We start from the raw sequence: 20383 nt of genomic DNA on the forward strand, positions 1-20383 counted from the left end.
GTGGTGTGGGTCGGGGCTGTCGAAAGCGTCACTGGACGGTTTAGGGTGGACTGCACTGGGTGGACCCTCACCCGGGCACGGAAAACAGCCGCCTGACAAGGCCGTCAGATCTGGAGGGGTGGCAACAGTGACCACCGAGCCGCGTCGACTGCGCAACTACATCAACGGGGAGTTCAGGGACGCCTCCGACGGGCGGACCATCGACGTCGTCAACCCGGCCACCGGCGAGGTCTACGCGACCTCCCCGCTCTCCGGCCAGGCCGACGTCGACGCCGCCATGGAGGCCGCCGCCGCCGCGTTCCCCGCCTGGCGCGACGCCACCCCCGCCGAGCGCCAGAAGGTGCTGCTGAAGATCGCGGACGCCTTCGAGGAGCGGGCGGAGGAGCTGATCGCGGTCGAGTCGGAGAACACCGGCAAGCCGCTGGAGCTCGTCCGTACCGAAGAGATCCCGCCCATGGTCGACCAGATCCGCTTCTTCGCGGGTGCGGCCCGGATGCTGGAGGGCCGCTCGGCCGGCGAGTACATGGAGGGCATGACCTCCATCATCCGCCGGGAGCCGGTCGGCGTCTGTGCGCAGGTCGCGCCCTGGAACTACCCGATGATGATGGCCGTGTGGAAGTTCGCCCCGGCGCTCGCCGCCGGTAACACGGTCGTCCTCAAGCCGTCGGACACCACCCCCGCCTCCACCACCCTGATCGCCGAGATCATCGGCGCGATCGTCCCCAAGGGCGTCTTCAACGTCCTCTGCGGCGACCGGGAGACCGGCCGCGCGATGGTGGAGCACCCGACCCCCGCGATGGCCTCCATCACCGGCTCCGTCCGCGCCGGAATCCAGGTCGCCGAATCCGCCGCCAAGGACGTCAAGCGCGTCCACCTGGAGCTCGGCGGCAAGGCGCCGGTCGTCGTCTTCGAGGACACCGACATCGCCAAGGCCGTCGAGGACATCGCCGTCGCCGGCTACTTCAACGCCGGCCAGGACTGCACGGCCGCGACCCGCGTTCTGGTCCAGGAGTCCATCCACGACGAGTTCGTCGCCGCCCTCGCCGCCGCCGCGGCCGAGACCAAGACCGGCGCCCCGGACGAGGACGTCCTCTACGGCCCGCTGAACAACGCCAACCAGCTGGCGCAGGTCTCCGGCTTCATCGAGCGGCTGCCCGCGCACGCCAAGGTCGAGGCGGGCGGCCACCGCGTCGGCGACAAGGGCTACTTCTACGCCCCGACCGTGGTCTCCGGCCTCAAGCAGGACGACGAGATCGTCCAGAACGAGGTCTTCGGCCCGGTCATCACCGTCCAGTCCTTCACCGACGAGGCGCAGGCGCTGGAGTGGGCCAACGGCGTCGAGTACGCGCTGGCGTCGTCCGTCTGGACCAAGGACCACGGCCGCGCGATGCGGATGTCCAAGGCGCTCGACTTCGGCTGTGTGTGGATCAACACCCACATTCCGCTGGTCGCCGAGATGCCGCACGGCGGCTTCAAGAAGTCGGGCTACGGCAAGGACCTGTCGGGCTACGGCTTCGACGACTACACGCGCATCAAGCACGTCATGACGTCCCTGGACGCGTAGCCGCACGCGCGGGCGCCCGTGCGCGGGTGCGTGCGCCGCGGATCCGAGGGGGCGCGGGCCACTACGGCCCGCGTCCCCTCGCGGCGTCCACAGCCGGGCGACCGGGCACGGGAACACCCCCGCCCCCGCGTCGGCTGCGGAAGGGTCCGTCAGCGGAGCGCCGCCGGAGGCGGGCAGCCGCCCGGCACCGGCGGCTCCGGAGCACCGAACGCGGCGAAGGCCACACCGTCCGACACCGGATTCCGCCGCGCCGACTTGGCGTCCGTCGCGTTCACGCTCAGGACCAGCGTCCGCGACAGCTCCCGGTCCGCCGCGACCAGCGTGCCGTAGCCGTACCGGCCGCCCGACTTCCCCCAGACCTCCCGCCCGCCCAGCCGTACCGCCGACAGGCCCGCGCCGAACACCGCCGGAGCGCAGGTCGTGTGGTCGGGCACCCGGGGCAGCGTGAACATCTCCTCCAGCAGCGGCCCCCGCACCACCCGGCCCCGGAACAGAGCCACCAGAAACCGCTCCAGATCACCCGTCGTGGAGATCAGATCACCCGCCGCCCAACCGTCCGACGGATGCCACAGCGTCACGTCCCGCAGTTCCGCGGCCGCTCCCGGCCCGGTCCGCAGGGTCTGGTAGCCCCGGTTGTGCGGCCCCCGTATCCGGACGTCGTCCCCGGGCAGATAGGTGTCCCGCAGCCCCAGCGGCCGGATGATCCGCCGGGTGATCTGCCGTTCGTAGCTGTCACCGGTGACCCGTTCGATCAGCAGACCGGCGACCGTGTACCCCATGTTGTGGTACTTCTGCCGGGTCCCCGGGGCGAACTCGGGCCGCTGCGCCACACCCCGGCGGACCGCCTCCCGCGGATCGCGCGCCTCGAAGCGGCGCGCATACGCCTCCTCCGGAGTGCCCGGACCCTCCCCGGCGGCGGGAATGCCGTGGGTGTGGTTGAGCAACTGCCGTACCGTCACGGCGCCGTATCCCGCGGGGATCAGTTCCGGCAGATACGAGCGGACCGGGGCGCCCAGGTCGATCCGGCCCTCCCCGGCCAGCTGGAGGACGGCTGCGGCGACGAACACCTTCGTCACCGACCCGGCGCGGAACCGGCCCCCGGGAACGGCGGGCCGGCCGCTCTCCAGATCGCGGACGCCCGCGCTGCCGTGCCAGACCCCGTCCCGGCCGCCGACGCGGACCAGCGCGGCCGTCGCATGCGGAGCCGGGAGACCACGGAGCGCGGCGGAGAGCGCGGCGCCGTCCGGCGGGGAAGCCCGGCCCACCGCCGCCGGAAGACCGGAAGCGGCGGACACGGGCGGCGCCCCCGCCGCACCGCCCGCGACCGCGAGGGCGAGCACACCGGCGAGCACGGTCCGGCGGGTCGAGGCGCGGCCGGGCCGCGGACGGACGGGATTCATGGTCGACTCCTGGCTTCGGGACAAGTCCGGGACAGGTCCAGGACGGGTCCAGGACGGGTTCGAGACGGGTTGTGGGCAGGTTCGGGACGGGTTCAGGGCAGGTTCGGGACGGGTTCGGGACCGTTCTTCGCGGTCGGAACCATCCTCCTGACCAGGGCGTCCCTGCGGATCCCCGGAGCGGGGGAGTTACCCGGGGGATCTTCTCGCCCGCGCGGGGGAGACCGTACGAGCCCGGCTCACCCGCCCGGGGGAGCCGGCGGCGCCCCCGCCGCACCGGCCCGCACCAGACCCGTCTCATAGGCGCAGATCACCGCCTGGACGCGGTCCCGCAGCCCCAGCTTCGCCAGCACATTCCCCACATGCGTCTTCACGGTGTGATCGCTGACCGACAGCTCCCGCGCGATCTCCGCGTTCGACAGCCCGCGGGCCAGCCGGAGCAGTGTCTCCCGCTCCCGGCCGGTCAGCGCCGCCAGCCGCCGTCCGGCCCCGGCCCCGGCCCCAAGCCCGCCCGGCCCCGGGGTACGCGTATACGCCTCGACCAGACGGCGGGCCACCGAGGGCGCCAGCAGCGACTCGCCCGCGCTCACCACCCGTACCGCCTGCACCAGATCGTCCCGCCGGACGTCCTTCAGCAGGAAACCGCTCGCACCCGCGTGCAGCGCCTCGTACACGTACTCGTCCGTATCGAAGGTCGTCAGCATCACGACCCGGCACTCCGTACCCGAGACGATCTCCCGGCAGGCGGCGATCCCGTCCGTGCCCGGCATCCGGACGTCCAGCAGCGCCACCTCGCCGCCGTGGGCCCGGACCGCCGCCACCGCGGCCGCTCCGTCACCCGCCTCCGCGACCACCTCGATATCCGGCTGGGCGTCCAGGATCATCGCGAACCCGCTGCGCACCAGCTCCTGGTCGTCGGCGACCACCACCCGGATCGTCACCCCGGCACCCCTTCCTCCGCGGGGCGCAGCGGCAGCCGCACCCGTAGCTCGAAACCGCGGCCACCGGGACCGGAGCCGGTGCGGACGCTGCCGCCGTGGGCCGCCGCCCGCTCCCGGATCCCGATCAGCCCCTGCCCGCCGCCGCCCGGCGACGGGCCGCGGCCGTCGTCGGTGACCACCACCGTCAGCAGCGGTCCGTCCAGCACCAGCCGGACCACGGCCGAGCCCGCCCCCGCATGCCGGACCGTGTTCGTCAGGGCCTCCTGCACCACCCGGTACACCGTCGCCCCGACCCCGGCCGGCAGCCCGGCGGCCGCACCGCCGTCCTCGTACGACACGCGCAGACCGCTCTCCCGCACCCGCGCCACCAGCTCCGGCAGGGCGCCCGCGCCGGGCAGGGGCGCCCGCGGTCCGCCGGGCGGCCCGTCCCGCAGCACCCCCAGCATGTGCCGCAACTGCACCATCGCGTCCCGCCCCGTCCCGGAGATGGCGTCGAACGCCGCCACGGCACGCTCCGGGGCCGTACGGACCGCGACCGGCCCCGCCTCGGCCTGAACGACCATCAGGCTCACCGCATGGGAGAGGACGTCGTGCATCTCCCGGGCGATCCGGGCCCGCTCCCGGGCGGCCGCCTGCTCCGCCTCGATGCGGTTGGCCCGCTCCAACTGGGCCGCCCGGCCCTCCACCGCCGCCAGATACGCCCGGCGGGTGTCCGCGAACCGGCCGAAGACGAAGGCCGCGCCCAGGACGAAGAGGGTGAACAGCAACTCCCGGGGATCACCCCCGCGCAGTACCGCCACCGATGCCACCACGGCCGAGGCCGTGGCGACGGCGGTCACCGAACGGACCCGCGGCGGGCAGAGCGCGGCGACCGTGTAGAAGGCGATCAGCACGGCGTACGGCAAGGGCTGCCCGGGGCCGTCGACGGCCGCACCGTACACCGCCCCCACGGCCAGCACCCCGGCCAGCGCCCCGACCGGCCGGCGGCGCCGCCACAGCAGCGGGACCGCCGTCAGCAGGGTGACCAGATACGCCGTCCACGTCGCCTCCGGCAGGTGCGGCGCCCGCGGGACGACGAACGGGATCGTCGTCGCCGCCATCACCAGCAGCACCACGCCCGCGTCCACCGCCCGGGGGTGGTGCCGGTCGTACCTGCCGAGCCGCCCCGCCCACTCCACCGCTGTCCGTCCCCCGGGTCAGGGCTTGCGGCCGACGGCGCCGTACTGGGCGACCACCGGCGGCAGCGAGCCGTCTGCGGCCGGCCTCGGACGCCAGCGGGAGCAGGACACCAGACCCGGGTCGAGGAGCTCCAGACCGTCGAAGAACGACCTGATCTCGGCACCCGTGCGGGCCCTGATCGGCGGGGTCGCGTTCTCGTTCCAGAACGCCATCGCCTCCGCGTTGCCCTCGCCGCCGAGCTCCAGCGTCGGATGGGTCAGCACGAGATAGCTGCCCGGCGGCACCGCGTCCATCAGGGTCCGCACGACATCGCGCGCCACGTCCGTGTCCAGCACGAAGTTCAGGATCCCCAGCATGATCACGGCGATCGGCCGGTCCGGGTCCAGCGTCGGACGCAGCGAACCCACGATGGACCGCGGATCGTGCGCGTCCGCGTCCAGATACTCCGTACGGCCCTCGGGCGACGAGGTCAGCAGGGCACGGGCGTGCGTCAGCACGATCGGATCGTTGTCGACGTACACGATCCGGGAGTCCGGGGCGATGCCCTGGGCGACCTCGTGCGTGTTGTTGGCCGTCGGCAGGCCCGTACCGATATCGAGGAACTGGCGGATGCCCGCCTCGGCGGTCAGGAAGGTCACCGCCCGGCCGAGGAACGCCCGGTCGGCGCGGGCGACCTCGCCGATGCTCGGATACAGGCCGGTGACGTGGTCGCCGACGGCACGGTCGACGGGATAGTTGTCCTTGCCGCCCAGCCAGTGGTTCCACACCCGGGCGTTGTGCGCCACGTCGGTACGGATCCGCGGGTCGCCGTTGGGGTTCTGCGGGACCTGGGGGCTGTTCGGGCTCATCGCGCTCCTCGCTGCTGGCTGCCGGTTGCCGGTTGCGGTGCCCGGGGGGCCGTCGAGGGGCCCGGGCCGGTCCTTCTCCTGCGGTCCTGCCGTGCGGTGCCGGTCCGTACGGTGCTGTGATCATCGCGTACGGCGGCGGTGCGCGGCGCCCGGCGGCGGGGCGTCGAGGACCGACCGCAGCACGGCGACCCGGTTCGTGGTGATCGAGTCCACGCCCGCCGCGACCAGCGCGCGCATCGTCCGGCGGGTGTCCGCGGTCCACGCCGAGACCAGCAGCCCGTCCGCATGGACCCGGTCCGTCAGCGCCCGGCTCACCAGACCGAAGCGGTAGTTCAGGGTCCGCGGCCCGAGCGCGTCCAGCAGCACCCGGCGCGGCGGGGCCAGCGAGGTCCAGGTGAGGGCGATCTCCGCGGCCGGATCCGCCTCCCGTACCGCGAGCATCGTCGCCGGGCCCGCGCAGTAGTACGCCCGGTCCGCCGCACCGCAGACCCGTACGGTGTCCACCACCGCGCGCACCGCGGCACGGTCGGCACCGGGCAGGTCCAGCATCACCCGGCAGCCGCCGTCCGCCCCGAGCAGCTCCAGCGCCTCGGCCAGCGACGGCACCCCGCCGCCCGTCAGCTCCGCGACCCGGGCCCTGGTCAGTCCGGCGAGCCGGACGTCGTGCCGCCACAGGCGTTTCAGCGTCGCGTCGTGCAGCAGCACGGGCACCCCGTCCGAGGTGAGCCGCACATCGACCTCCACCGCCGAAGCGCCGTGCGCCACGGCGGAGCGGAGCGACGCCAGGGTGTTCTCACGGACGCGGTACGGATCGCCCCGGTGCGCGACGGCGGCCACGGTGCGCCGCCGGGCTCCGTCCGCGGTTCCCGGCGGCCGGGTGCTGGTCGTCATCGGTTGCCGCCGACCGGGGTCAGGCGCGGGGGGCCGTGAGCCAGGCGGTGGTGTAGGCGTCGATCTCGCCGGCGATCCTGGCCTTGCCCGCCTCGTCCAGGAAGCTCGCCGTGACCGCGTCCTTCGCCAGCTCCGCGACCCCGCGCTCGTCGAGGCCGAGGAGGCGGGCGGCCACTGTGTACTCGGTGTTGAGGTCCGTACCGAACATCGGCGGGTCGTCGCTGTTGACCGTGACCAGCACCCCGGCCTCGGCGAGCTGCCGGATCGGGTGGAGTTCGAGATCGGTGACGGCCCGGGTGGCGATGTTGGAGGTGGGGCAGACCTCCAGCGGGATGCGGTGCTCGGCGAGATGGGCCACCAGCTCCGGGTCCTGGACCGCGCTGGTGCCGTGGCCGATGCGCTCGGCGCGCAGCTCGGTGAGGGCGTCCCAGATCGTCTGCGGGCCGGTGGTCTCGCCCGCGTGCGGAACCGAGCGGAGACCGGCCGCGATCGCCCGGTCGAAGTACGGCTTGAACTGGGGGCGGGGCACCCCGATTTCGGGGCCGCCGAGACCGAAGGAGACCAGCCCCTCGGGCCGCAGGTCGACCGCGAGCCTGGTGGTCACCTCGGCGGCCTCCAGACCGGCCTCGCCCGGGATGTCGAAGCACCAGCGCAGTACGACCCCCAGCTCGGCCTCGGCGGCCGTCCGGGCGTCCTCGATGGCGGCCATGAAGGCCTTCTCGTCGATGCCCCGGCGGACTGAGCTGTAGGGGGTGATCGTCAGCTCGGCGTACCGGATGTTCTGCCGGGCCATGTCCCGGGCGACCTCGAAGGTCAGCAGCCGGACGTCCTCGGGGGTGCGGATCAGGTCGACGACGGAGAGGTAGACGTCGATGAAGTGCGCGAAGTCGGTGAAGGTGAAGTACTCGGCGAGGGCCACCGGGTCGGTGGGGACCCGGGAGTCCGGGTGCCGGGCGGAGAGTTCGGCGACGATGCGCGGTGACGCCGAACCCACGTGGTGGACGTGCAGCTCGGCCTTGGGGAGCCCGGCGATGAACGGGCGCAGATCGGACATCGGCGCATCTTCTCCTGTGATCGGCTGATCGGTGGTACGGGCCCCGGCGGGGCCGGGTTCATCGTAGGCCGAGGGCGGATGCGGGTCGCGTCCGATCGGGGTGATTACGGGGATTTGCCGTCGCAGGCGGGCGGCGGAGGCCGCGGCGCGGGGCCCGCGGGCCGGGGCGTACGGGCGGCTCCTCCCGGCTCCGGGGCCGCTTCCGGGGCCGCGGCGTCCCGGAAGACGGTGGTCGCCCGTGGGCGTCGGCAGCAACGGGCCGACCCTCGACCCGCGCCGCCGGGCCCCGGACCCCCGCGGCGTCCCGAAGAAGACCGCCCCCCCACGTACATCAGGCCGTGGGCTGTCGCGCGCGCAGTTCCTCCCGGGCCTCCATCAGCGCGAATCCGAGCAGATTGAGCCCGCGCCAGCGCAGGGGATCCGCCGCGCGCTCGTCGTCGGCCGTCAGCCCGATGCCCCAGATGCGGTCCTTCGGGCTCGCCTCCACCAGCACCCGCTCCCCGGTGCCCAGCAGAAAGGCCCCCAGCCCGGGGTGCTGGGCGAACTTGTGCACATTGCCGGTGCGGACGATCCCCGAACGCTCGCGGCGCCACACGTCCTCGTCGAAACCGCGCACCAGACCGCCGGCCCGCTTCGCCTCCGCGGGATGCGTGGCGTCCAGCGCCATGCGCTCGGCCTCCGGGTCCCCGAAGAGCCGGGCCTTCGACGCCATCATCCAGTGCTCCGCGGTTGCGTAACGCACCCCGTCGACCACGAAGGGTGAGTGCGCCCACTGGCTGAGGCAGCTCGCCGACACCTGTCCGTCGGGGCGCGGGACGGCACCCCAGAAGAACATGTACGTGACCCGCTCACCGGCTCTGACCTGCGCGATCAGCTTGTCCCTGTCCATGCACGCAAGTCTGCCAGCCGCCACGGACATTGCGTAGCGGTATTACGCGCGGGACACGACACATGGTCGACCGATTCCGTCGCGTAATCAAAAGGCAACTACGGAATCCCTTGTTGGTGACGTATGGCTCTGTCAGGATCGGCACTCACCTCCCGCTTGTTCAACATTCGAGCGGTGATGGAGTGGACAACGGCGGACGGAGCGCGTGCAATTGCACGCCAGCGACATACGACGGTATTCACTCGACGGCATTCGGGCCGGGACTTACGGAGAGCGTCATGGGTAACCGATTCCAGGTGCTGGACCGCTTCGCGGACGGCGCGCAGTACATCGGCGGGCAGTGCGGGCCCGGCAGCTCAGGGCGTACCCAGCGGATCGTCGACCCGGCCAGCGGTGACACCGTCCACCGGTACGAGCTCGCGGGGCCCGCCGACGTCGACGCCGCGGTTGCCGCCGCGAGCGCCGCGCTGCCGGGCTGGGCGGGCGCGTCCCCCGCAGAGCGCTCCGATGCACTGCACCGCTTCGCCGCCGTCCTCACCGAGCGGGCGGGCGACTTCGCCCGGGTCGAGTCCCTGCAGTGCGGAAAGCCCATCAAGCTCTGCACCGAGTTCGACGTGCCCGGCACCATCGACAACACGGCGTTCTTCGCGGGCGCCGCCCGTCACCTCCAGGGCCAGGCCGCCGGTGAGTACAGCGGTGACCACACCTCGTACGTCCGCCGGGAACCCATCGGGGTCGTCGGTTCGATCGCCCCCTGGAACTATCCGCTCCAGATGGCCGCGTGGAAGATCCTCCCGGCGATCGCCGCGGGCAACACCGTGGTGCTCAAGCCCGCCGAGATCACCCCCCTGACCTCGCTGATGTTCGCCTGGGCCGCGACCGAGGCGGGTATTCCGGCGGGTGTCGTCAATGTGGTCTCCGGGGCCGGCCACGACGCCGGTGAACGTCTCGTCGGCCATCCGGACGTCGCCATGGTCTCCTTCACCGGCTCCACCGCCGTCGGCAAGCGGGTGGCCGAGCTCGCCACCTCCTCCGTCAAACGGCTCCACCTCGAACTCGGCGGCAAGGCCCCCTTCCTCGTCTTCGACGACGCCGACCCCGAGGCGGCGATCCAGGGAGCCGTCGCCGCAGCCCTGATCAACTCCGGCCAGGACTGCACCGCCGCCACCCGGGTCTATGTCCAGCGCCCGCTGTACGAGCAGCTGCGCGAGGGCATCGCGGACACCATGGCCGGGGTCCGCCTCGGTGACCCCTTCGACCCCGCGACCGATCTCGGGCCCCTGGTGTCCCACACCCAGCGCGACCGTGTCGCGGGTTTCGTGGACCGTGCCCGGGCCTACGCCACCGTCGTCACCGGCGGCGAGGCACCCAAGAACGAGGGCGCCTACTATCTGCCGACGCTGATCGCCGACGCGCCCCAGAACAGCGAGATCGTCCAGTCCGAGATCTTCGGCCCGGTGCTGGCGATCCTGCCCTTCGACTCCGACGACGAGGGCATCGCCCTCGCCAACGACACCCCTTACGGGCTCGCCGCCTCCGCCTGGACCCGCGACGTCTTCCGCGCGAACCGGGCCACCCGGGACCTCAGGGCGGGCTGCGTCTGGATCAACGACCACATCCCGATCATCAGCGAAATGCCGCACGGCGGCTTCGGCGCCTCCGGCTTCGGCAAGGACATGTCGTCGTACTCCTTCGAGGAGTACACCCAGGTCAAACACGTCATGTTCGACAACACGGCGGTCGCGGCGAAGGACTGGCACCGCACGGTCTTCGGGGACAGATAGCCGGGTTCCGAGCCCGGCTGACCCATGGGAAAGGGCACAGCGTATGAACCACCACGAGCCCGAGGGCCTGTCCGCCCCTCAACTGGCGGCGATACGGCGCACGCTCACCAGCGGCCGGGGCGCCCTGACCCGGCGCTCGACGCTCCGGGCACTGGGCGCCGGAGTGCTCACCGCAGGCGGTGCCGCAGCCCTCGGCGCCTGCGGTATCCCGCCCGCCAAACGGGAGGGCGGGGCGGAGGACACCGACGACCGCTCGGCGAAGGAGAAGACCGTCGTCTTCTCCAACTGGACCGAGTACATGGACATCGGTGACGACAAGAAGTCCCGGCCCACCCTGGACGCCTTCACCCGCCGCACCGGGATATCGGTCAAGTACACCGAGGACATCAACGACAACGTCGAGTTCTTCGGCAAGATCCAGCCGCAGCTCGCCGCCGGCCAGTCGGCCGGCCGCGATCTGATCAACGTCACCGACTGGCTGGCCGCCCGGATGATCCGCCTCGGCTGGGTGCAGAAGCTGGACCCCGCACTGCTGCCGAACGCCTACGCCAACCTGTCCCCGCAGTTCCGCCGCCCCGACTGGGACCCGGGCCGGGCCCACTCGTACCCCTGGACCGGTATCTCCACCGTCATCGCCTACAACAACAAGGCGACCGGCGGGAAGAAGGTCGACTCGGTGAGCCAGCTCCTCGACGACCCCGCACTCAAGGGGCGCGTCGGCTTCCTCACCGAGATGCGCGACACCATCGGCATGACCCTCCTCGACCTCGGCAAGAAGCCCGGCAGCTTCACCGACGCCGACTTCGACGAGGCCGTCGGACGGCTGCAGAAGGGTGTCGACCGGAAGCAGATCCGGCGCTTCCACGGCAACGACTACACCGCCGACCTCTCCAAGGGCGATCTCGCCGCCTGCGTCGCCTGGGCCGGTGACGTCATCCAGCTCCAGGCCGACAACCCGGACATCCGGTTCTCCATCCCCGCGGCCGGCTACATCACCTCCACCGACAATCTGCTGGTCCCGGCGGGCGCCACGCACCGGGCCAACGCCACCCGGCTGATCGACTACTACTACGAACGCCCCGTGGCCGCCCGGCTCGCCGCCTACATCAACTACGTCTGCCCGGTCGAGGGCGTCGGCGAGGAGCTGGCCAAGATCGACCCGGCGCTGGCCGGGAACACCCTGATCGTCCCGGACAAGGCCATGGCGGCCAAGTCCCAGGCCTTCCGCTCCCTCAGCAGCGAGGAGGAGAAGGCGTACGAGGAGAAGTTCGCCAAGCTCATCGGCGCCTGACGCACGCCGCCCCGCCCGGGCGCCCCGGCCCCGGGCCTGTGCACCCCGGCCCCGGCGCACCCCGGCCCCGGCCAAAACGGCCCCCGGCTCCGGCCGACGGCCCCCGAACCGCCGACGGCCCCGGCGAACACCCGGCCCCGCACCACCCGCTCTCCGACGACCCCTGGGACCGCGACCCATGACAGACACCACCGACACCACCGGCGGCGACGTCCGCCTGACCGGGATCAGCAAGGCGTACGGCTCCTTCACCGCCGTCCACCCGCTCGACCTCACCGTCCCGAACGGTTCCTTCTTCGCCCTCCTCGGCGCCTCCGGCTGCGGAAAGACCACCACCCTGCGGATGATCGCCGGACTGGAGGACCCCTCCACCGGCACCATCCGCCTCGGCGACCGGGACGTCACCGGCCTCCCGCCGCACAAGCGCCCGGTCAACACCGTCTTCCAGAGCTACGCCCTCTTCCCGCATCTGACGATCTTCGAGAACATCGCCTTCGGACTCCGCCGCCGCGGGATCCGGTCGGTGAAGAAGCAGGTCGGCGAGATGCTGGAGCTCGTCCAGCTCGGCGATTTCGCCGCCCGGCGCCCGCACCAGCTCTCCGGCGGCCAGCAGCAGCGCGTCGCCGTCGCCCGGGCACTGATCAACCACCCCCGGGTCCTCCTCCTCGACGAGCCGCTGGGCGCCCTCGACCTCAAACTCCGCAGGCAGATGCAGCTGGAGCTCAAACGCATCCAGACCGAGGTCGGGATCACCTTCATCCATGTCACCCACGACCAGGAGGAGGCCATGACCATGGCCGACACCGTCGCGGTGATGAACGGCGGCCGGGTCGAACAGCAGGGCGCCCCCGCCGAACTGTACGAACTGCCGCGCACCACCTTCGTCGCCAACTTCCTCGGCAGCTCCAATCTGATCGAAGCCACCGTCACCTCGACGGCAGGCGGCGAGATCGCCGTCACCGCCGGAGGAACGAAACTGCGGCTGCCCGCCGACCGCTGCGCCGGTACGCCGGCCGCCGGGGAGAAGCTGCTCGCCGGGGTGCGGCCCGAGAAGATGTCCCTGGTCCACGCCGACGACGCGGCCGGGATCGACGCCTCGCGGAATCGTTTCACCGGAACCATCCGGGCAGCCGGGTTCATCGGGGTCTCCACCCAGTACATCGTCGACAGCCCGGCGGGCGGCACCCTGGAGGTCTACGTCCAGAACCTCGAACACGACACCCGGCTCACCCCCGGCGCCGAGGTCGTCCTGCACTGGAACCCGGCCCACACCTTCGGGCTCGACCCGGACCGGGGCACCGACGAGGGCACCCCGCGCACCGTCGAAGCGGCGGAGGCCGCCGGATGAGCGCCACCACCGCACCCTCCGCGGCCGGGGCGCCCCCGGGAGACCCCGCCGCGGACCCGGGGCCCGTCGTCCACAAGCCGTCCGTACGCCGCAGGCTCGTCCCGTACTGGCTGCTGCTCCCCGGCATCCTCTGGCTGCTGGTCTTCTTCGCCCTGCCGCTGGTCTACCAGGCCTCCACCTCCGTCCAGACCGGCTCCCTCGAAGAGGGCTTCCAGGTCACCTGGCACTTCGCGACCTACTGGGACGCCCTCGGCGAGTACTGGCCGCACTTCGTGCGCTCGGTGCTCTACGCGGGCACCGCCACCCTGCTCTGTCTGCTGCTCGGCTACCCGCTCGCCTATCTGATCGCCTTCCGGGCCGGCCGCTGGCGCAATCTGCTGCTGGTCCTCGTCATCGCCCCGTTCTTCACCAGCTTTCTCATCCGCACCCTGGCGTGGAAGACGATCCTGGCCGACGGCGGCCCGGTCGTGGACGTCCTCGACACCGTCGGCTTCCTCGCCGTCACCGACTGGCTGGGAATGACCGACGGCTCCCGGGTCCTCGCCACCCCGCTCGCGGTCGTCACCGGTCTGACGTACAACTTCCTGCCGTTCATGATCCTGCCGCTGTACACCTCCCTGGAGCGGATCGACACCCGGCTCCACGAGGCCGCCGGGGACCTCTACGCCACCCCCGCCACCACCTTCCGCAAGGTCACCTTCCCGCTGTCCCTGCCGGGCGTGGTCTCCGGAACCCTGCTCACCTTCATCCCCGCCAGCGGCGACTACATCAACGCAGAACTGCTCGGCTCCACCGACACCAAAATGGTCGGCAACGTCATCCAGTCGCAGTTCCTGAGAGTGCTCGACTACCCGACCGCGGCCGCGTTGTCGTTCCTGCTGATGGCCGTCGTGCTCATCATGGTCTCGGTCTACATCAGGCGGGCCGGAACGGAGGACCTGCTGTGACGACCCCCCGGAAGACGGGCGGCGGCCCCGGGGCGATCGCCGCCTGGCTGCGGCGGAACGCCGTGGTCCTCGCGGGCCTGGCCACCCTCGCCTATCTGATCCTGCCCAATGTCGTCGTGATGGTGTTCTCGTTCAACAAGCCCGCCGGGAAGTTCAACTACTCCTGGCGCGAGTTCTCCACCGACGCCTGGCAGGACCCGTGCGGCGTGGCCGGTCTCTGCGGTTCGCTCACCCTGTCGCTGCGGATCGCGTTCTTCGCCACCCTCGGCGCCACCGTCCTCGGCACGATGATCGCCTTCGCCCTGGTGCGCTACCGCTTCCGGGCCCGGGGCGCCGTCAACTCCCTGATCTTCCTGCCGATGGCGATGCCCGAGGTCGTCATGGCCGCGTCCCTCCTCACCCTCTTCCTCAACCTGGGGGCGGAGCTGGGACCGCTGACCGTCCTGATCGCCCACACCATGTTCGCCCTGAGCTTCGTGGTCGTCGCGGTCAAGGCCCGGGTGCTGTCGATGGACCCGAGACTGGAGGAGGCCGCCCGCGATCTCTACGCCGGGCCCGTGCAGACCTTCCTCCGGGTGACCCTGCCGATCGCCGCACCCGGTATCGCGGCGGGCGCCCTGCTGGCCTTCGCGCTCTCCTTCGACGATTTCATCATCACCAACTTCAACTCCGGCAACACCGTCACCTTCCCCATGTTCGTCTGGGGATCGGCCCAGCGCGGTACGCCGGTCCAGATCAACGTCATCGGCACGGCCATGTTCGCCATCGCCGTACTGATCGTGGTCGTCGGCCAGTTCGTCGCCGGCCGACGGCGTAAAACCGTCTGATGTTCCTTAAGGAGTGGAAACCATGGCCCCTGGTGCCATGACCGCAGCACCCCCGGCCGCCCCCGGCGACCGTGCCGCCACCGCCCGGGCGGCCCGGTCCCTCGCCGGAGCCCGGCCCGTCTCGTACTGGCTGGACGATCCGGACCGGCCCGCCGCCCTCCCCGCACTCAGCGGCGACGAACAGTGCGATCTGCTGGTCGTCGGCGGCGGCTACAGCGGACTGTGGACCGCGCTGATCGCCAAGGAGCGCGACCCGGAGTGGGACGTCGTCCTCATCGAAGGCCGGGAGACGGGCTGGGCCGCCTCCGGCCGCAACGGCGGCTTCTGCGCCGCCTCCCTCACCCACGGGCTCGGCAACGGCATCGCCCGCTGGCCCGGCGAGATCCACCGGCTGGAGGAGCTGGGCGCCCGCAACCTCGACGCCATCGAGGAGGCCGTCGGCAGATACGGCATCGACTGCGATTTCGAACGCACCGGCTCCATCGACGTCGCCACCGAGCCCTACCAGGTCGAGGAGCTGGAGCAGGCGTACGAGGAGGCGCGGCGGCACGGCATCGACGGCCTGGAACTGCTGGACGCGGCGGCGGTACGGGCCGAGGTCGACTCTCCGCTCTTCCTCGGCGGACTGCGGGACCGCGACGGTACGGCGATGCTCCACCCGGCGAAACTGGCGTGGGGGCTGAAGCGGGCGTGCCTGGAAGCGGGCGTACGGATCTACGAGAACACCCCCGGCCTCCGGCTCGCCCCGGCCCGCTCCGGCCCCCGGATGGCGGTCCGCACCCCGTACGGCCGGATCTTCGCCCGGCACATCGCCCTCGGCACCAACGTCTTCCCCTCGCTGGTCAAGCGGGTCCGCCCGTACACCGTCCCGGTCTACGACTACGCCCTGACCACCGAACCCCTCACCGAGGAGCAGCTCGCCTCCGTCGGCTGGCGCGGCCGCCAGGGGCTCGGTGACACGGCCAACCAGTTCCACTACTTCCGGCTCACCGCCGACCACCGGATCCTGTGGGGCGGCTACGACGCGGTGTATCCGTACGGCGGCCGGATCAGCGCCGAGATGGACCACCGGCCGGAGACGTACCTCAGACTCGCCGAACACTTCTTCCAGTACTTCCCGCAGCTGGAAGGGGTCCGCTTCAGCCACGCCTGGGGCGGGGCGATCGACACCTGCTCGCGCTTCTCCGCGTTCTACGGCACGGCGCACGGCGGGCGGGTGGCGTACGCCGCCGGGTACACGGGCCTCGGGGTCGGGGCCACCCGCTTCGGGGCGGAGGTGATGCTCGACCTTCTCTCGGGGCGGCGGACCGAGCGGACCGAACTGGAGATGGTGCGCACCAAACCGTTGCCGTTCCCGCCGGAGCCGGTGGCCTGGGCCGGGATCGGGCTCACCCGATGGTCGCTGGCGCGGGCCGACGCCCGGGGCGGGCGGCGCAACCTCTGGCTGCGGACCATGGACCGGCTCGGACTCGGCTTCGACAGCTGACGGTACGGCCGCTGCCGAAGCCGGGTCCGAGCCGGGTGACGCAGTTCACTACTGATTGGTAGCCAAAGTCGCGTCATAGCCGGGGCCCGTCCCCTTCTCCCTCGTGAAACAGCGTCCGACTGGACGACACAGACGAGAGGAAGGCGGCACGATGACCGGATCACGGGACAAAACGGCGGTGGAGTGGCTGGTGTCGGCGGCACCCGACCCCGACGCCTGCCGACGGGAGTGGGAGCGCAACCCCCTCGGAGTGGCCCTGCTGCCCGCGGGGCGGCGCTGGGACGTGCTGATCGTCCCCGGGGAGCTGGGACATCCGGCCCTCGACGTGCTCGTCCGGCTGACGGACCGGCCGGGACCCGTACTCGCCGACTTCGGAGACGTCCGGATGGGGTTCTTCGTGCCCGCCGGGACCTCGGCGCGCTGGGTCGGCACCGGGATCCGCGGCGCCGGGCGCGGAACGTGGGTCGTCGTCCCCCACCCGGGACGGGGCACCGGCGGCGGGATGCGCTGGCTGGTGCGGCCGGACGGTTCGGGCGCCCTCAACGATCCGGTACTGCTCGAACTCGCGGTGCACGAGGCGGCGTCGGCGCTCGCCCGGGACGGGCGGGACGCCGCCGAACGGAAGCCGGGCCGGGTGCCGGGACCGCCGGCGCCGGGGGAAGAGCGGTGAGAAGGGGGCGGGAGGCGGGCCGGGTGGCCGCCCCCGGGGCGCGGGGGCGGTACCGCGTGGGTGCGGCCGCCCCGTACCGCTCTCCTTACCGGACGCCGTACCGGACCCCCTGTCGGACGCCGTACCGGACCCCCTGTCGGACGCCGTACCGGACCCCCTGAGGACCCCCGGCCGCGGTCCACTTCGGGCCCTTTCGTGCCGGAAGCCTTGACAAGACTATTGGTCTGGACCAAATTGGCCCTCCCTCGCGCTTCCATCCCCCCACTCCTTGGAGGCAGTTGTGGTACGCGCACGCGCCGGAACCACCGGGAGCCGCCGCAGCAGACGCCGGGCCCGCACCAGGCTCGGCAGATTCCTCGCCGCCACCACGGCGGCCGCCCTCACCGTCACCGCCCTGGTCACCTCGGCGACCACCGCCCGCGCCGCCGACGCCGAACTCGCCGTCAACGGCGGCTTCGAGGCCGGGCTCAGCAACTGGACCTGTTCCGCGAACACCGGCACCACCGTCACCGCCCCGGTCCGTACGGGCGCCGCCGCCCTCAAGGCCACCCCCGCGGGCTCCGACAACGCCCGCTGCAGCCAGACCGTCAACGTCCAGCCGGGCTCGCAGTACACGCTCAGCGGCTGGGTCCAGGGCGGCTACGTCTACCTGGGCGTCACCGGCACCGGCACCACCGACGTGTCCACCTGGACGCCCGCCGCGGCGAGCTGGCAGAAGCTCTCCACCACCTTCCGCACCGGCCCGGCGACCACCTCCGTCACCCTCTACACCCACGGCTGGTACGGCACGCCCGCCTACCACGCCGACGACATCTCCCTCTTCGGCCCCTCCGGCGGGCCGGTCACGATCCCCACCGCCCCGACCGGTGTGACCGCCGGATCCCCCGGCTCCACCTCCGTACCCCTGGCCTGGAACCCCGTCTCCGGAGCCACCGGCTACCACGTCTACCGGGGCGCCGACCGGGTCGCGTCCTCCGCATCGGCCTCCGCCTACGTCAGCGGACTGACGCCGTCCACCACGTACGACTTCGAGGTCACCGCCGTCAACAGCGCGGGCGAATCCCCGCGGTCGGCAGCCGTACGGGTGACCACCACCAGCGGCGGAGGCGGTGACGGCGGGCTGCCGCCGCACGCGCTCGTCGGCTATCTGCACACCAGCTTCGCCAACGGCTCCGGCTACACCCGGATGGCCGACGTCCCCGACTCCTGGGACGTCATCAACCTCGCCTTCGGCGAACCGACCTCCGTCACCTCCGGCGATATCCGCTTCAGCCTCTGCCCGGTGACCGAGTGCCCGAACGTGGAGTCCGTCGCCGACTTCAAGACCGCCGTCAAGGCGAAGCAGGCCGCGGGCAAGAAGGTCCTCATCTCCATCGGCGGCCAGAACGGCCAGGTGCAGCTCGGCTCCACCGCCGCCCGGGACGCCTTCGTCACCTCGGTCTCCCGGATCATCGACGAGTACGGTCTCGACGGCCTCGACATCGACTTCGAGGGCCACTCCCTCTCGCTGAACACCGGGGACACCGACTTCCGCGCCCCGACCACCCCCGTGATCGTCAATCTGATCTCGGCGGTCAAGACGCTGAAGGCGAGGTACGGCGCCAAGTTCGTGCTCACCATGGCGCCGGAGACCTTCTTCGTCCAGCTCGGCTACCAGTTCTACGGCTCGGGACCCTGGGGCGGCCAGGACCCGCGGGCCGGCTCGTATCTGCCGGTCATCCACGCCCTGCGCGACGACCTCACCCTGCTCCATGTGCAGCACTACAACTCGGGTCCGATCATGGGCCTCGACAACCAGTACCACACGATGGGCAACGCGGACTTCCACATCGCGATGACGGACATGCTGCTCACCGGCTTCCCGGTGGCGGGGAACACCGCGCGGGTCTTCCCGCCGCTCCGGCCCGAACAGCTCGCCATCGGCATGCCCGCGTCCACCCAGGCGGGCAACGGACACACCCCGCCCGGCGAGGTCAACAAGGCTCTCGACTGCCTCACCAAGAGGGTCAACTGCGGCTCCTACCAGACCCACGGCACCTGGCCCGCGCTGCGCGGACTGATGTCCTGGTCGATCAACTGGGACCGCTTCAACCAGTTCGAGTTCTCCCGGAACTTCGACGCCTACCGCTGGAGCTGATCCCCGGGACGCGGCGGGTCAGCCGGTGGACCTGTCGGCGGGCTCGTTGACGGGTTCGTCGGCGGGCTCGTCGGCGGGAACAGCAGCAGGAGCAGCGCGCCGAACAGGCACCAGCTGCCGATGACGTCCAGCGGCCAGTGATAGCCGCGCAGCACCAGACCGATGCCCGTCGCCAGGGTCAGCAGCCCGGCGGCGGGCATCGCCGCTGCCCGGGCCGCGGGCGGCAGCGCGGGGCGCAGCAGCAGGGCCGCGGCGCCGAAGGCGACGAGGGCGGTGGCCGCATGTCCGGAGGGGTAGTAGCCGGTCGCCTCGGTCAGCGGCCCCGGCCGGTCGAGGAGCGCTTTGAGCGGGACGACCAGGGCCGGTACGGCGGCGATCGCGAGGACCGCGTGCAGCATGGCGTACCCCCGCTCTCGGCGCGGTGTCGTGAGCGCGCGGTTGACGGGGTCCGGGCGCCACGCGGTGTACAGCAGGGCCGCGGCCAGCACCGGCAGCGCGATCCCGAGACTGCCGAGGTCGGCGAGGAGTTCGGTGACCGGGCGCGGCCCCCGTCCGGCGACGGCCCGGGAGATCCGCTCGTCCAGCGCGCGCAGCGGTCCGCCCGCCGTGACCTGCCAGGTGACCAGGGCGAAGAGCAGCAGCAGTACGAGGGCGGCGGCGAGCCGCCGGGGCCGGGAGGCGCCCGGCAGTCCGGGGAAGCGCGGCACACGCAGCAGACACAGCAGACGCGGAAAGGCCGGCTGCCTCGGAACAGGGGGGGTAGTTCCGAAACAGCCGGCCGGACCGGGCCGCCGCGCGCCCCGGGGGGTTTGGGGCGAGCGGCCATCCGATCGGTGAGGAGTCCCGGAACCCAGGGCTCCGGTGCCGTGCGCAAAGGCACGCGAGGAACAGTGCTGGGGATGCGCCGTTCCCGGGTCGCCCGCGGAGAACCGCGGGCGGGGTGTTTCTCTCATCCTGCAGAAACCGTACGGCAGTGGTCGGACGGGGGACAGGCGGATCGCGATCCCGCCACAGCTTCTTCACAGGCCCTGACGGTTGCGGTCCGCCGGGGCGCGGCCGTGGCGAAGGCCCTGGCGAGCGGGGCTCGCCAGGGCCTTCAGCCGCTGGTCACGGGGCTGTCCGCCGGACGC

Annotated in this window: 17 protein-coding genes; 9 read left to right on the forward strand and 8 right to left on the reverse strand. The window is 72.1% G+C overall.

Annotation, left to right across the window (positions count from 1 at the left end):
* The first annotated feature begins 127 nt into the window (after window positions 1-127).
* Window positions 128-1564: a gamma-aminobutyraldehyde dehydrogenase gene (locus B7R87_RS24935; protein ID WP_006346273.1), complete on the forward strand. Its 1437-nt coding sequence runs from the start codon at window positions 128-130 to the stop codon at window positions 1562-1564.
* Window positions 1565-1713: 149 nt separating this feature from the next.
* Here B7R87_RS24935 and B7R87_RS24940 read toward each other — a convergent pair whose 3' ends face one another.
* From B7R87_RS24940 to B7R87_RS24970, 7 genes are all read right to left on the reverse strand, one after another.
* On the reverse strand, window positions 1714-2964 hold the full coding sequence (locus B7R87_RS24940; RefSeq protein ID WP_130585179.1) for a serine hydrolase domain-containing protein: 1251 nt from the start codon (window positions 2962-2964) through the stop codon (window positions 1714-1716).
* Between the two features lie 236 nt (window positions 2965-3200).
* Window positions 3201-3902 (reverse strand): response regulator, encoded by a 702-nt coding sequence (locus B7R87_RS24945; RefSeq protein WP_130585178.1) that lies wholly within the window; start codon window positions 3900-3902, stop codon window positions 3201-3203.
* Window positions 3899-5080: a sensor histidine kinase gene (locus B7R87_RS24950; RefSeq protein WP_420341120.1), complete on the reverse strand. Its 1182-nt coding sequence runs from the start codon at window positions 5078-5080 to the stop codon at window positions 3899-3901. Before B7R87_RS24950 ends, B7R87_RS24945 begins: the two co-directional genes overlap by 4 nt.
* Before the next feature lie 18 nt (window positions 5081-5098).
* Window positions 5099-5929 carry an SAM-dependent methyltransferase gene (locus tag B7R87_RS24955; protein ID WP_006346271.1) on the reverse strand — a complete coding sequence of 277 codons (831 nt, stop codon included), beginning with the start codon at window positions 5927-5929 and terminating at the stop codon, window positions 5099-5101.
* Window positions 5930-6049: 120 nt separating this feature from the next.
* Window positions 6050-6820 (reverse strand): glycerophosphodiester phosphodiesterase, encoded by a 771-nt coding sequence (locus B7R87_RS24960; protein ID WP_006346270.1) that lies wholly within the window; start codon window positions 6818-6820, stop codon window positions 6050-6052.
* A gap of 19 nt (window positions 6821-6839) precedes the next feature.
* Window positions 6840-7874 carry an adenosine deaminase gene (locus B7R87_RS24965; protein ID WP_006346269.1) on the reverse strand — a complete coding sequence of 345 codons (1035 nt, stop codon included), beginning with the start codon at window positions 7872-7874 and terminating at the stop codon, window positions 6840-6842.
* 331 nt (window positions 7875-8205) lie between these two features.
* Window positions 8206-8793 (reverse strand): NADAR family protein, encoded by a 588-nt coding sequence (locus tag B7R87_RS24970; RefSeq protein ID WP_063838380.1) that lies wholly within the window; start codon window positions 8791-8793, stop codon window positions 8206-8208.
* Between the two features lie 248 nt (window positions 8794-9041).
* Between B7R87_RS24970 and B7R87_RS24975 the strand changes: the two genes are divergently transcribed.
* From B7R87_RS24975 to B7R87_RS25010, 8 genes are all read left to right on the forward strand, one after another.
* A complete protein-coding gene (locus B7R87_RS24975) occupies window positions 9042-10547 on the forward strand; it encodes a gamma-aminobutyraldehyde dehydrogenase (RefSeq protein WP_006346267.1) in 1506 nt (501 codons plus the stop codon).
* A gap of 43 nt (window positions 10548-10590) precedes the next feature.
* The gene (locus tag B7R87_RS24980; protein WP_006346266.1) at window positions 10591-11838 is read left to right on the forward strand and encodes a polyamine ABC transporter substrate-binding protein; all 1248 of its coding nucleotides are present in this window, start codon (window positions 10591-10593) and stop codon (window positions 11836-11838) included.
* A 178-nt stretch (window positions 11839-12016) separates the two neighbouring features.
* Window positions 12017-13186, forward strand: a complete 1170-nt coding sequence (locus B7R87_RS24985) for an ABC transporter ATP-binding protein (RefSeq protein WP_006346265.1) — start codon at window positions 12017-12019, stop codon at window positions 13184-13186.
* Window positions 13183-14133 carry an ABC transporter permease gene (locus B7R87_RS24990; protein ID WP_006346264.1) on the forward strand — a complete coding sequence of 317 codons (951 nt, stop codon included), beginning with the start codon at window positions 13183-13185 and terminating at the stop codon, window positions 14131-14133. Before B7R87_RS24985 ends, B7R87_RS24990 begins: the two co-directional genes overlap by 4 nt.
* Window positions 14130-14960 carry an ABC transporter permease gene (locus tag B7R87_RS24995; RefSeq protein WP_006346263.1) on the forward strand — a complete coding sequence of 277 codons (831 nt, stop codon included), beginning with the start codon at window positions 14130-14132 and terminating at the stop codon, window positions 14958-14960. Before B7R87_RS24990 ends, B7R87_RS24995 begins: the two co-directional genes overlap by 4 nt.
* Window positions 14961-14997: 37 nt before the next feature.
* Window positions 14998-16446, forward strand: coding sequence for an NAD(P)/FAD-dependent oxidoreductase (locus B7R87_RS25000; RefSeq protein WP_006346262.1), 1449 nt, complete (start codon window positions 14998-15000; stop codon window positions 16444-16446).
* Window positions 16447-16597: 151 nt separating this feature from the next.
* Window positions 16598-17116, forward strand: a complete 519-nt coding sequence (locus tag B7R87_RS25005; protein WP_130585177.1) for a bifunctional DNA primase/polymerase — start codon at window positions 16598-16600, stop codon at window positions 17114-17116.
* Between the two features lie 280 nt (window positions 17117-17396).
* A complete protein-coding gene (locus tag B7R87_RS25010) occupies window positions 17397-19253 on the forward strand; it encodes a chitinase (protein ID WP_006346260.1) in 1857 nt (618 codons plus the stop codon).
* On the opposite strand, the gene B7R87_RS25015 is transcribed toward B7R87_RS25010, so the two are convergent.
* Window positions 19238-19960, reverse strand: coding sequence for a phosphatase PAP2 family protein (locus tag B7R87_RS25015; protein ID WP_332903360.1), 723 nt, complete (start codon window positions 19958-19960; stop codon window positions 19238-19240). The two genes, B7R87_RS25010 and B7R87_RS25015, sit on opposite strands and share 16 nt — an antisense overlap.
* Between the last annotated feature and the right edge of the window lie 423 nt (window positions 19961-20383).

Origin of the sequence: Streptomyces tsukubensis (genome assembly GCF_003932715.1) — a bacterium.
Classification (GTDB): Bacteria; Actinomycetota; Actinomycetes; order Streptomycetales; family Streptomycetaceae; genus Streptomyces; species Streptomyces tsukubensis.